Annotated in this window: 13 protein-coding genes; 11 read left to right on the top strand and 2 right to left on the bottom strand. The window is 70.6% G+C overall.

Going from position 1 to position 12,536, the window contains the following annotated elements; translation table 11 throughout:
- The first annotated feature begins 4 nt into the window (after positions 1-4).
- From ybeY to ACIBI4_RS26320, 3 genes are read left to right on the top strand one after another with little or no spacing between them, the layout of a single operon-like run.
- Positions 5-502 carry an rRNA maturation RNase YbeY gene (gene ybeY, locus ACIBI4_RS26330; RefSeq protein WP_399206516.1) on the top strand — a complete coding sequence of 166 codons (498 nt, stop codon included), beginning with the start codon at positions 5-7 and terminating at the stop codon, positions 500-502.
- Positions 499-1,803, top strand: a complete 1,305-nt coding sequence (locus ACIBI4_RS26325; protein ID WP_399206515.1) for a hemolysin family protein — start codon at positions 499-501, stop codon at positions 1,801-1,803. The genes ybeY and ACIBI4_RS26325 overlap by 4 nt, the downstream gene beginning before the upstream one ends.
- Positions 1,804-1,832: 29 nt before the next feature.
- Positions 1,833-2,192, top strand: a complete 360-nt coding sequence (locus ACIBI4_RS26320; protein ID WP_399206514.1) for an MmcQ/YjbR family DNA-binding protein — start codon at positions 1,833-1,835, stop codon at positions 2,190-2,192.
- 14 nt (positions 2,193-2,206) lie between these two features.
- On the opposite strand, the gene ACIBI4_RS26315 is transcribed toward ACIBI4_RS26320, so the two are convergent.
- Entirely contained in the window at positions 2,207-3,643 is a 1,437-nt protein-coding gene (locus ACIBI4_RS26315) for an MFS transporter (RefSeq protein WP_399206513.1), read from the bottom strand.
- A 120-nt stretch (positions 3,644-3,763) separates the two neighbouring features.
- Here ACIBI4_RS26315 and ACIBI4_RS26310 point away from each other — a divergent pair, with 120 nt between their 5' ends.
- From ACIBI4_RS26310 to ACIBI4_RS26285, 6 genes are all read left to right on the top strand, one after another.
- The gene (locus ACIBI4_RS26310) at positions 3,764-4,621 is read left to right on the top strand and encodes a helix-turn-helix transcriptional regulator (protein WP_399206647.1); all 858 of its coding nucleotides are present in this window, start codon (positions 3,764-3,766) and stop codon (positions 4,619-4,621) included.
- Between the two features lie 130 nt (positions 4,622-4,751).
- Positions 4,752-5,498 (top strand): hypothetical protein, encoded by a 747-nt coding sequence (locus tag ACIBI4_RS26305; RefSeq protein WP_399206512.1) that lies wholly within the window; start codon positions 4,752-4,754, stop codon positions 5,496-5,498.
- A gap of 44 nt (positions 5,499-5,542) precedes the next feature.
- On the top strand, positions 5,543-5,896 hold the full coding sequence (locus ACIBI4_RS26300) for a cytidine deaminase (RefSeq protein WP_399206511.1): 354 nt from the start codon (positions 5,543-5,545) through the stop codon (positions 5,894-5,896).
- Positions 5,897-6,212: 316 nt separating this feature from the next.
- Complete coding sequence (locus ACIBI4_RS26295) at positions 6,213-6,698, top strand: hypothetical protein (RefSeq protein WP_399206510.1); 486 nt, start codon at positions 6,213-6,215, stop codon at positions 6,696-6,698.
- Positions 6,699-6,982: 284 nt separating this feature from the next.
- Complete coding sequence (locus tag ACIBI4_RS26290; RefSeq protein ID WP_399206509.1) at positions 6,983-8,254, top strand: beta-xylosidase; 1,272 nt, start codon at positions 6,983-6,985, stop codon at positions 8,252-8,254.
- Positions 8,255-8,359: 105 nt separating this feature from the next.
- Complete coding sequence (locus ACIBI4_RS26285; protein WP_399206508.1) at positions 8,360-9,388, top strand: WxL protein peptidoglycan domain-containing protein; 1,029 nt, start codon at positions 8,360-8,362, stop codon at positions 9,386-9,388.
- A 117-nt stretch (positions 9,389-9,505) separates the two neighbouring features.
- Here the strand turns inward: ACIBI4_RS26285 and ACIBI4_RS26280 are convergent, their stop codons facing one another.
- A complete protein-coding gene (locus ACIBI4_RS26280) occupies positions 9,506-10,621 on the bottom strand; it encodes a carbohydrate kinase family protein (protein WP_399206507.1) in 1,116 nt (371 codons plus the stop codon).
- A 104-nt stretch (positions 10,622-10,725) separates the two neighbouring features.
- Here ACIBI4_RS26280 and ACIBI4_RS26275 point away from each other — a divergent pair, with 104 nt between their 5' ends.
- Both ACIBI4_RS26275 and ACIBI4_RS26270 read left to right on the top strand, forming a co-directional pair.
- Positions 10,726-12,030 (top strand): 6-phospho-beta-glucosidase, encoded by a 1,305-nt coding sequence (locus ACIBI4_RS26275; RefSeq protein ID WP_399206506.1) that lies wholly within the window; start codon positions 10,726-10,728, stop codon positions 12,028-12,030.
- A gap of 80 nt (positions 12,031-12,110) precedes the next feature.
- On the top strand, positions 12,111-12,515 hold the full coding sequence (locus tag ACIBI4_RS26270) for a hypothetical protein (protein WP_399206505.1): 405 nt from the start codon (positions 12,111-12,113) through the stop codon (positions 12,513-12,515).
- Positions 12,516-12,536: the final 21 nt, after the last annotated feature.

Genomic DNA, 12,536 nt, shown 5'->3' with positions numbered 1-12,536 from the left:
CACCATGGCGATCGACGTCAACAACGAGTCCGGAACCGAGGTCGACGAGCAGGCGATCCTCGACATCGCCCGCTACGCGCTCGCGCGGATGCGGATCCACCCGCTCTCCGAGCTCTCGGTGATCGTCGTGGACGCCGACGCCATGGAGCAGCTGCACATCCAGTGGATGGACCTGCCGGGTCCGACGGATGTGATGTCGTTCCCGATGGACGAGCTGCGCCCGCCCATGAAGGACGACGACGAGCCGCCGCAGGGCCTGCTCGGTGACATCGTGCTGTGCCCCGAGGTCGCCGAGAAGCAGGGCAAGGAGGCCGAGACGCAGCACTCGATGGACGAGGAGCTGCAGCTCCTGACCGTGCACGGGGTCCTGCACCTGCTCGGGTACGACCACGAGGAGCCGGACGAGAAGGCCGAGATGTTCGGGCTTCAGGCGGCCATCGTCGACGGCTGGCGCGAGGAGCACGGTCTGACGGGTCCCTCGCCGGCGCCCACCGTCTCGTGAGTACCACCCTGATCCTCGGCGTCATCGCGCTGGTGATCGTCGCCTGGCTCGCCTCCTGCGCGGAGGCGGGCCTTGCGCGTGTTTCGACCTTCCGCGCCGCGGAGGCGGTACGGCAGGGGCGCCGGGGCAGCGACCGGCTCGCGCAGGTCGCGGCCGACCCGACGCGCTATCTGAACGTGGCGCTCCTGGTGCGGGTCGCCTGCGAGATGGCGGCGGCCGCGCTCGTCACGTACGCCTGTCTGCAGGAGTTCGACAAGACCTGGCAGGCCCTTGCGGTGGCCATCGGTGTGATGGTGCTCGTCAGTTATGTGGCGGTCGGCGTCTCGCCGCGCACCATCGGCCGGCAGCATCCGCTCAATACGGCGACGGCCTCGGCGTACGTCCTGCTGCCGCTCGCCCGGATCATGGGCCCGGTCCCGCGGCTGCTCATCCTGCTCGGCAACGCGCTGACCCCCGGCAAGGGTTTCCGCCGCGGTCCGTTCGCCTCCGAGGCGGAGCTGCGCGCGATGGTGGACCTCGCCGAGCAGGAGTCGCTGATCGAGGACGAGGAGCGCCGGATGGTGCACTCGGTCTTCGAGCTCGGCGACACGCTCGTGCGCGAGGTGATGGTGCCGCGCACCGACCTGATCGTCATCGAGCGCTACAAGACGATCCGGCAGGCGCTCACACTCGCGCTGCGCTCCGGGTTCTCGCGGATCCCGGTGACGGGTGAGAGCGAGGACGACGTGGTCGGGATGGTGTACCTGAAGGATCTGGCGCGCAAGACGCACATCAACCGGGACGCCGAGTCCGAGCTCGTCTCGACGGCGATGCGGCCCGCGTCATTCGTGCCGGACACCAAGAACGCCGGGGATCTGCTGCGGGAGATGCAGCAGGACCGCAATCACGTGGCCGTCGTCATCGACGAGTACGGCGGCACGGCGGGCATCGTCACCATCGAGGACATCCTCGAGGAGATCGTCGGCGAGATCACCGACGAGTACGACCGTGAGATCGACCCCGTCGAGGATCTGGGCGACGACCGCTTCCGGGTCACCGCGCGGCTCGACATCGAGGACCTGGGCGAGCTGTACGGGCTCGATTCCTTCGACGACGACGACGTGGAGACGGTCGGCGGTCTGCTCGCCAAGGCGCTCGGGCGCGTGCCGATCGCGGACGCGGAGGCGGTCGTGGAGCTGCCGGACGGGCGGATCCTGAAGCTGACGGCGGAGGCCGGGGCGGGCCGCCGCAACAAGATCATGACGGTGCTCGTGGAGCCGGTGTCGGTACCGGAGCCGGAGGATGCGGGCGAGGACCACTAGGGCCTGTCCGGCCGAGGGATGGCGACTCCATGACACCTGCCGCGCTTCGCGCGTTCTGTCTGTCGTTCAGCGCGGCCACGGAGGAGTTCCCCTTCCCGCGCAATCCGGAACTGTCCACGTTCAAGGTGCTCGGGAAGATCTTCGCGTTCAGCCATCTCGCGGAGCGGCCGCTGAAGGTCGCGCTCAAGGCCGAGCCGGAGAACGCGATCCGTCAGCGCGCGCAGCACCCGGCGATCGTGCCGGGGTGGCACCTCAACAAGCGGCACTGGAACACCGTGACCGTCGATGAGCTCCCGGCCGCGTTCGTCCGGGAGCTCATCGAGGATTCGTACGACCTGGTGGTGGCGGGTCTGCCGAAGGCGCAGCGACTGCGGCTCGACCGGCCCTGAACCACCCACCACCCTTATCCGACCGAGGACTTGCGGCGCAGGCCGACCGCGATCAGGAGCGCGGCCGCGAGCACGATCGCCGCGTCGAGCGCGACCACTGTGCGGTAGCCGGCGGTCAGATCGTCCGCGGTGGTGGCGAGGACGCCGAGCAGCGGGATGCCGACGGTCAGACCGAGCTGCTGGCTGCTGGTGACGAGGCCGGTGGCCAGGCCCTGCTCCTCGTTCGGCACACCCGAGGTGACCGTGATGCCGTACGCGATGATCGCGCCCATGTGGAAGAAGCAGGCGAGCGAGGCGACGGCCGTGGCGAGGACGACGCCGAGGGTGCCGGTGCCGGTGAGCAGCAGCGCGGCCGTGAACACCGCCTGACCCGCGAGTCCCGCGACGAGCACCCGACGGGCGCCGAGGCGTCCGACGAAGCGCGGCACGAGGGAGCCCGCGACAGCGGCGGAGATCCCCTGCACACCGAAGACGATGCCCGTCTGGAACGGCGAGAGGCCGAGGGTGTCCTGGAGGTACAGGGTGAGCACGAAGACGATCGTGGTCATCATCGAGAAGGTGATGAGACCGCCGAGGTTGCCCCAGGCCACGCTGGGCCGGCGCAGCATCGGCAGCGAGACCAGCGGCTGTTCGGTGCGCGACTCGATGCGCAGGAACGCGGCGAGCAGCAGCACGCCGGCGGCGAGGGTGAGCTGGACGTCGAGGGTGCCGAAGCCGTGTTCGGCGGCGGTGGTCAGGGCGTAGATCAGGGCGAGCAGTCCGCCGGTGACGGTGATCGCGCCGGGGATGTCGAGCCGCGGACGCTCGGGGCTCTGGGACTCGGTGAGCAGGACGGGGGCGAGCGGCAGCACGATCAGTGCGAAGACGCCGAGCAGACCCATCGTGGAGCGCCAGCCGAGGGTGTCGGTGAGGATGCCGCCGAGCACCATGCCGACGGTGAAACCCAGCGACATCAGGGTGCCGGAGAGGGCGAGCGCACGGTCGCGCTGCGGGCCCTCGGGGAACGTGGTGGTCAACAGCGCCATCCCGGTCGGCACGATCGCGGCGGCGCCGATGCCCTGCAGGGCGCGTGCGGTCAGGAACGAGGCCGGGTCCCAGGCGAAGGTCGCGAGGACCGAGGCGGCGGCGAACAGGCCGAGTCCGGCGAGGAAGAGCCGCCGCCGTCCGTACAGGTCGCCGAGCCGGCCGGAGAGCAGCAGGAAGCCGCCGGACGGCAGCGCGAACGCGGTCACCGCCCACTGGAGCGCGGCGTCCCCCATCCCGAGGTCGGCGCCGAGCACGGGCAGGGCGACGTTCAGGACGGAGAAGTCGAGCGCGACCATGAACTGGGCGGCGCACAGGACGAAGAGGACGAGCTTGTCGCGGACGGAGAGACCTGGGGTGCCCGCCGGGGTACTGGGGCCTGTATCCGCAGGGGACTTGGCCGCGGGGGACGTGGTGTCGAGTGCCATGGCCACGATCCTGCGGCCGTCGGAATACCCGTGGAGAGTGGGAACTTATCCTGGTGGCCGCACCACCAGCCTGGCCGTAGTCGAGCTCCCGGGGGAGAGCACGTGACCGAGACCGCCGCAATGAAGACCCACCGTCTGTCGGAGCTGCGCGAATTCCTGATGACCCGCCGCGCGAAGGTGACACCCGCCGAGGCGGGGCTGCCCGCGGGCGGGCGGCGGCGCACCCCGGGGCTGCGCCGCGAGGAGGTGGCGGTGCTCGCCGGGGTCGGGGCGTCCTGGTACCAGTGGCTCGAGCAGGGCCGGGACATCTCCGTCTCGCCTCAGGTCCTCGACTCGGTGGCGCGGGTGCTGCGGATGTCGAGCGCCGAGCGCCGTCATCTGTACGTGCTGTCGGGGCTCAATCCGCCGACGCTGGAGGTGGAGGGGCCCGACGGGTCGATGTGCGACGGTCTGCGGCGGCTGATCGACGCGTGGATGCCGTATCCGGCGCACATCATGGACCGCTACTGGAACTGCGTGCAGTACAACGACGCGGCCGCCGTGATCCTGGGGATGCGCCCCGAGATCCGGCAGAACTGCCTGATCTCCTTCTTCACCGACGAGCTCTACCGCTCGCGCGCGGTGCACTGGGAGGCCAACGCGGAGATCCTCGTGGCCCAGTTCCGCTCGGCCTGCTCGGAGGCGCCCGAGGACGAGGGCTTCCAGGAGCTGGTCGAGGAGGCCAAGGAGGTCAGCCCGGAGTTCGTCGCGCTGTGGGAGCGCCGCGATGTGTCGCCGGGCGGTGTGATGAACAAGCAGCTGTCCCACCCGCTGGTCGGCGCCCTGCACTTCGAGTCCACCCAGCTCCGTATCCCGGCCCGCCCGGACCTCGCGATCGTTCTCCACACACCCCTCGCGGCCGCGGACACGATCCGCAAGGTGGAGTGGCTGGTGTCGCCGGAGGGGCGGCGGGGGGCGATGTATCCGGTGGCGGGGTGACGTGAGCCGGTGAGGGGGCCGAGGCGGGAGCCGATGTAAAGGCCGCGTGAGGGCCTCCGTACCGTAGGCGCAACGCGACGGCGCAGCACTGCCGTCGCATAGCCACCCGAACCATCCCTGGAGATCCCTCGTGCGTCCCACCCTGCGTCGTGCCGCCGTCGCCGCGCTCGCCTCGTCGTCCTTGCTGTTCGCCGTGGCGTGCAGTGGCTCGGGCAGTGATGACAAGCCCGCGGACAAGAAGTCCACGGCGGCGAAGCCGGAGCCCGAGGCGAAGCCGCTGACGCGGAGCCAGGCCGAGGCCGCCGCGCTGGAGCAGAAGGACGTGCCGTCCGGCTGGAAGTTCGACAAGTCGATGTCCGACACCCAGGACGGCTCGACCGTGTTCGGTCTGGGCACGGCCGACAAGAAGGAGTGCCAGCCGCTCCTCGACCAGATCATCCACAGCTCCGGCTCCCCGGCCGCGCAGGCCACGGTCACGAAGTCGTACACCAAGGCGGACCTGGGTCCCTTCCTGTCGCACGGCGTGTTCTCGTACACGACCGACGACGCCAAGGAGGCCATGAAGAACGCGCAGCCGCCCGCGAGCGGCTGCGCCACCTTCACTGCGGACTTCGAGGGCGACAAGGCCACGTTCAAGTACTCGAAGCTGGATGTCCCGGCCGCGGGCGACGAGACGCTCGCCTGGCGCCTCATAGCGGTGGACGACGACAGCGGCGTGCCGATGCAGTTCGACTTCGCCGCCGCCCGCGTGGACAGCGCGCTCTCCGTGACGCTCCTGACCAGCGTCGACAACAAGACCGACATCTCCGCGTTCAAGGCGGGCTTCGCCAAGGGCGCCGAGCGGGTGGCCGCGGCCGTCGAGGCCAACGCCAAGTAGAGGCTGCTCGCGCCACGGCGGCGCCCCCTTCGTATGCTCGACCCATGACCGAGAGCACCCCCCTCGATCCCGAGGACCGCAAGATCGTCACGCTGGCGCGCAGCGCCCGTGCCCGCAACGAGGTGCCGGAGGGCGCCGCCGTACGCGACGAGACCGGCCGCACCTATGTGGCCGGGACCGTCGCCCTGGAGTCGCTGCGGCTGAGCGCGCTGCGCACGGCCGTGGCGATGGCCGTGGCGAGCGGGGCGCAGTCCCTGGAGGCGGCGGCCGTGGTGAGCGCGTCGGAAGCGCTTTCGGCGGAGGACCTCGCGGCCGTACGGGATCTCGGCGGGGAGGGGACTCCGGTTCTGCTCGCGGGGCCGGACGGAACGGTGCGTTCGACGACGCCCGCGGCCTGAAACACGGCACCAATTCCCTTGCCGGCAAGGGAATTCGGCAGAAGACCAGCACGCCCGATCGGCGCGGAAGCAGAAGAATCAAGGCGATTCCTCTTGTCTTCTCGCGCCGATTCGGCGTCAATGGGCAGCGCTTACCGATCCGACGGACCGTCAGATTTACTGGGGCAGCCGAGTACGGAGGGACGAGCCGCCACTCCGTACGGCCTTCGGCCCTCCCACGTTCCGTGCGGCACCCGCACCCATGCATGGATCGCATGCGCCTTCGTGCGCCCTCGTGCGGCATTACGGCAACTCCCTTACATGGAAGGGGAACCGAATGAGAGGCAGCAAGCTCGGCATCGGAACACTGGCGGCGGGTGCGCTCGCCGCGGGTGCGCTGGCCTTCGCGCCGGCCGCCCTCGCGGTGTCACCGGACAAGGCCACCGCGAACTACGACTGCGGTACGTGGGGCGGCGGCACCGCCGAACTCACCGCGACGCAGTCCGGATCGAGCATCACCATCCAGGTGAAGACCGCGGTCACCACTCCCATCGCCATCGGCGCGGGCGACGTGACGACCACGCTCAACATGGCGCACAACGGCACGGGGGTCGCCACCTTCACCGGCAGCAGCAACCCGGCCATCCCCGCGGGCGGCGCCTTCGACAGCGGCCCGCTGACCAACGCGACCAGCTTCGCCGCCGGCGACACGCTGGACTCCTATCTCGGCGCCACCCCGTCCCTCACGCTCGAGGTCTTCGGTACGACGGTCGAGTGCTACGCCTCCGGCCCGCAGTCCCCCGGCCCGTTCGTGGTCGACTGATCAGCGCCTGAACGACACGGCCCGGTACGGCCCCCACGGGCGGTACCGGGCTTCCTCCTGCGCGGCGAAATGTGTGATCTTGACAGAACCTGATGGGTCATCAGTCGAAGTCGCACGATTCCATTGACTTCTCACACAACCCGCACATCAATGGCTCCCTGTCGTCGCGGAAGAGCCGCCGTCGGCGACATATTCGAGGAGGGGGCAACATGCCTTCAGGCAACAGGAGTGGCAGCGGACGAAGACGCCGCTGGGCAGCAGGGTTAGGAGCCATCGCACTCGGAATGACAGGGCTCGGGGCCGCGGTGGCGACACCGGCGGCCGCGGCACCGCAGGAAGTCGAATTCACCACGGTGTGCACACCACCGTCGAATCTCGGCATCCCGCCCATCGAGGGACCCACCACCGCGAAGATCACGGTCACTCCGGCGGCCCCCAAGGTCGGCGACACGGTCACCGTGACCTACGAGGTGACGAAGCCGGCCTCCGGCAACCCCACGAGCATCGCGCTGCCGGCCGACATCATGAAGCCGTCGGGCAATGTGATCCTCGGCGGGGCACAGACCGGCGAGGTCGCGGTCGAAGGACCGCGCAAGAACACGCCGGTGCCGGGGAACGCACCGTTCCCGGCGTTCTCGATGACCGGCACGTTCACGGTCACCTCACCCGGTGACATCACCTTCTCGCCGGGTGACTACACCATCAACACCAACTACATCATCGACATCGACATCCCGTGTGTCGTCAAGACCCCGCCCGCCCCGGTCTCCGAGACCGTCACGGCGACGGGTGGCGGTGACCCGGTCAACGAGCGCACGCTGACGCTGGCCACCTCGTCCGGCGAGCCCGACGCGTATGTGATGGCCCAGTACGGCAAGTTCACGCCGGGTGCGGCCATCACGCTCGCGGGCTGGAACGGGACCTCGATCACCGCGGACAAGGGCTCCGGCGTGGTGGCGGCGTCCGGTTCCGGCAGCATCCGGGTCAAGGTCAAGGACCCGGCGACGGTCGGCATGGTGGCCTTCGAGGGTGACGCCTGGGACCCGGCGAAGGGTGCGGGACCCGTCCCGTACACGGTCGACACGGGCGGCGGTGGCGGTTCGACCCTGGACCAGAACCTCAAGTCCTCTGTGAAGGCCGGGCAGTTGACCATGACGCAGGGCGGCGACACCGTCCAGATGTCAGGGGTCGACTTCGGTGAAGGCGGCGCGTCCACCGGCGCGCTCAACAAGGTGACGGTCAAGGACTTCCGCGGTGGCCCCGTGGGCTGGTCCCTGACCGGCAAGGTCACCGCCTTCAACGGTCCGGGCGGCGCGACCATCGGTGCGGACAAGCTGAGCTGGTCTCCGAAGTGCACCACCAAGGAGGGCAGCCCCAGCACGTGCGCGGCGGGCTCGGCCGGTCCGGTCGGCAGCCAGGGTGCGACGCTCGCGCAGACACCCAACGCCGCCATGACCGGCGGTGAGTTCCAGGTCGACGCCGGACTGTCGCTGAACGTTCCCGAGTTCACGGCACCCGGTGAGTACGCGGGTGTGCTCACGCTCACCCTCACCTGACGGCTCCCCCCTCACGTCAGGCATCCGCACCCTTCACGAAAACCCGGCGGGCCGGCCTCCTCACAGGCCGGTCCGCCACCCACACGTTCCCGGGGGTCCGCGCACATGTTCGTCACGCAGTCCGGCTCGCATCACGTCGCCCAGTCCGGCTCGAAGCACGCCACCAGAACGTTCCGGCCGTACGCGGCACTTGTCGCCGCCTTCTCGCTCGTGGCCGCACTGCTGCTCACCGCCGGCGCGCCGGCGCCCGCGTACGCCGCCGACAACGGGCGCTGGTCGGTCTACCCGTCGTCCGGGCAGCCCGGCGGGCGGCCCTACTTCTTCCTGATGGCCGATCCCGGTACGACGCTGAAGGACAAGGTCACCGTCACCAACAAGGCCGACGAGCCGCTGACCTTCAAGCTGTACGCCTCGGACGCGTACAACACCCCGCGCGACGGCGGCTTCGCCGTGCGCGCGCTCGGCGAGAAGCAGCGCGGGATCGGTGCCTGGGCGAAGCCCGCGAAGTCCCGGGTGACCGTGCCGCCGAAGAAGTCGCTCGACATCCCGCTGACGATCAAGGTCCCGGAGAGTGCGGAGCCCGGTGACCATCCCGGGGCGCTGGTCGCCCTCGACGAGCAGATCGACCCGGCCGAGGGCTCGGTCGAGGTCGGGGTGCAGCGGGCCGTCGGGGCGCGGATCTATCTGCGGGTGGGCGGGCCGACCGTGCCCGGGCTCTCCGTCGAGAACGTGAAGATGAAGCACGACAAGCCCCTGGTGCCGGGCTTCGGCAAGAGCACCGCCACGATCACGTACACGCTGCACAACCGCGGCAACGTGACCCTCAACCCGAAGGTCGAACTGACCGCGAAGGGCCTCTTCGGCCGCAAGCTGCTCGACCGCGATCTGACGAAGGTCCCGGCCGAGCTCCTCCCTCTCCAGAAGGTCGAGCTGACCGAGCGCTGGAGCGGCGCGCCCCAACTGGACTGGGGTGACGTGGAGTTGACGGCCACGAGCAAGGACGTCAAGACGACCGGCTCGACCTCGTTCCTCGCGCTGCCGTGGCTGGTGGCGGGCGCGATCCTGGCGATCCTGCTCGGCGGGGTGTCGATCTGGGTTGCGAAGCGGCGGAAGGCCCGGGCGACGGCAGCGTAACCGCCCCTGCCGGGGGTGTGGGGGCGTCAGCCCCACACGCTCCCACCGCCGCGGAGCGGCGGAGCATCATCGGGGCGGAGCCCCGCAAGGCCGGGTGCACCCCGCGCCAACCGAACCTCACCGCTCCCCGAACCCGATCGTCGGCACCGCCCTCCGCAGCGGCCAGGGGCGGGCCGACTCCGGGACCAGGCCCTCCAGGAACGCGTACCTGCGCAGGGCCGCCGGGTCCTGGTGCTCGTACGACTGGATCCTGCGCCACCACGCCGCGATCTCCGCCCAGCCGGGCGCGGAGAGCGAGCCGCCGAACTCCTGGACCGAGAGCGCCGCCGTCAGCCCGGCGAACGCGAGGCGGTCGGCGAGCGGCCAGCCCGCGAGCGTGCCGGTGACGAAGCCCGCGACGAAGACATCGCCCGCGCCGGTGGGGTCGAGCGCCTCGACCGCGATGGCCGGGACCTCGGCGGTCTCGCCGCTGCGCCCGTCCACCGCGTACGCACCCTCCGCGCCGAGCGTGACCACCGCGAGCGGGACATGCGCCGTCAGCGCGCGGGCCGCCGCGCGCGGGCAGTCCGTGCGCGTGTAGCGCATCGCCTCCTCGGCATTGGGCAGGAACGCCTCGCAATGCGCGAGGTCCGCGAGCCCCGAGAGGTCCCAGCGCCCGCTGTCGTCCCAGCCCACGTCCGCGAAGAGCAGTGTGCCCTTCGCGGCGGACTGCGCCACCCACTCCTCGCGCACACCCGGTGACAGCGACGCGATGGCCGCGCGCGAACGGGGCGGGCAGTCCGGTACCGGTTCGGCGGGCGGTGCGTCATGGCCGTGCGAGACCATCGTGCGCTCGCCCTCGTACGCCATGGAGACGGTGACCGGGGAGTGCCAGCCGGGCACGGTGCGCGACTGCGTGAGGTCGATGCCCTCGCCGCGCGCCAGGGCGTCCCAGCAGTACGACCCGTAGTGGTCGTCGCCGAAGGCCGCCGCGAGCGAGGTGCGCAGCCCGAGCCGGGAGAGCGCTGTCGCCATGTTGGCCACGCCGCCGGGGCTCTGCCCCATGCCGCGGGCCCACGACTCGGTGCCGCGCACGGGGGCGGAATCGAGGCCGGTGAAGATGATGTCGAGGAAGACGGTGCCCGTCAGATACACGTCCCACGGGGGGTCGCCGGACGTGCGCAATGTGGCCAGCGGATCCAGGCAGCCCTTGCCGCCGCCGGGTGCTCGGCCTGTGCCGTCGGTTGCGCTCACCAGGTGCTCCGTACGAAATATTCTGCGGTGGATGGTGGAGAGGGCTGCAGATCCGGCCAGTCTGCCCCACGGCACTGACAATCTCCTGCGGTACGTTCCGGGGCATGAGGCTGACGATTCTGGGTGGCGGCGGTTTCCGCGTTCCGCTGGTGTACGGGGCGCTGGCGGGAGCCGGTTCGGACACGGTGACCGAGCTGACCCTGTACGACACGGACCGGACCCGGCTCGAAGTGATCCGGGCGGTCATCGCGGAGCTGCCCGAGGGCCCGGCCCTGCGGATCGCGGACGATCTGGACGACGCGCTGCGCGGCGCCGACTTCGTCTTCTCCGCGATCCGGGTCGGCGGCACCGCGGGCCGGGTGCGCGACGAACGCGTACCGCTCGGCGAGGGCGTGCTCGGGCAGGAGACCGTCGGCGCGGGCGGGGTGCTCTACGGGCTGCGCACGATCCCGGTGGCGCTGCACATCGCCGAGCGCGTCAAGGCGCTCGCCCCCGACGCCTGGGTCATCAACTTCACCAACCCCGCGGGCATGGTGACCGAGGCGATGGCCTCGGTGCTCGGGGAGCGCGTGATCGGCATCTGCGACTCCCCCGTCGGCCTCGTCCGGCGCGCGGCGCGGGCGGCCGGGGCCGACCCGGACACCGTCACGTACGACTATGTGGGACTCAACCACCTGGGCTGGCTGCGGACGTTGGCCACGGCGGACGGCCACGACCTGCTCCCGGGTCTCCTGGCGGACGAGGAGCGCCTGACCTCGTTCGAGGAGGGCAGGCTCTTCGGCGCCCCCTGGCTGCGCGCGCTCGGCTCGCTGCCCAACGAGTATCTGCACTACTACTACTTCCGCCGCGAGAGCCTCGCCTCCGTCCGCGAGGCGGCCGAGACCCGCGGCGAGTTCCTCGACGAGCAGCAGGGCGGCTTCTTCACGCGAGCGTCCGCCGAGCCCACTAAGGCGTACGACCTGTGGGAGGCGACCCGGCGCGAGCGCGAGTCCACATACATGGCCGAGTCCCGTGCGGCGAGCGGCGGCTGGGAGCGGGACGCCTGCGACCTGGACGGCGGCGGCTACGACCAGGTGGCGCTCGCGCTGATGCGCGCGCTGTCCTCGGGCACGGGGGCGCGGCTGATCCTGAACGTGCGCAATGGCACGACCGTCCCCGAACTGCCGGCCGACGCGATCATCGAGACGGTCTGCACGGTGGACGCGACGGGCGCGCGCCCGCTGCCCTGCGCGCCGCTCGGCCCGGCCGAACTCGGCCTGATGCTGCAGCTCAAGGCGGTGGAGCGGGCGGCGATCGAGGCGGCCGTGTTCAAGAACCGCGCGGCGGCGCTCAGGGCGCTCGCGCTGCATCCGCTGGTGGACTCCCCCGCTGTGGCGGAGCGGATCCTGGAGCGGGCGGCGGCGGGGTAATCGCTTTCGCAACGTCCCCAACTTCCCCTAGGGTCACTGGAGTTGAGATCAACTCCAGGCCAACGGGAAGAGAACTCCAGATGCTCAAGAGTGTGGGCCGCAAGGCCGTCGCCGCGGCCCCGATAGCCGCCCTGACGCTCGCGTTCCTGCCGGGCAGCGCGTCCGCGCATCACACCGCTTGCGAGGGCAACGTCGTGATGCGCATCCCCGCCGGTGACGGCGAGAAGGTCGCGGGCGCCTGTATGGAGCCGCACGGCGAGACCCTGCGCGTCCGCGACTACAAGGCGGACGGCTACGCGGCGCGCGCCCAGGCGTACCGCAAGGTCCGCGGTGAGTGGGTGAAGGTCGGCGGGGTCTGCTTCGACGACACCAGCACCGGCAACCCCGACCGCTACTGCGACCTCGACATCGCCGAGACCACCGATGTGAAGATCAAGCTGTGGGAGGGCGCGTACGACCTGTGGGGTCCGGTCTTCACGGTCTGACGGCCCTTCGCGGCCGCCGTG

Origin of the sequence: Streptomyces sp. NPDC050418 (assembly GCF_044458745.1) — a bacterium.
In the GTDB taxonomy this organism is placed as follows: domain Bacteria; phylum Actinomycetota; class Actinomycetes; order Streptomycetales; family Streptomycetaceae; genus Streptomyces.
Note: the sequence above shows the minus strand (reverse complement) of the source record. Positions and strands in the feature narration are given on the sequence as shown.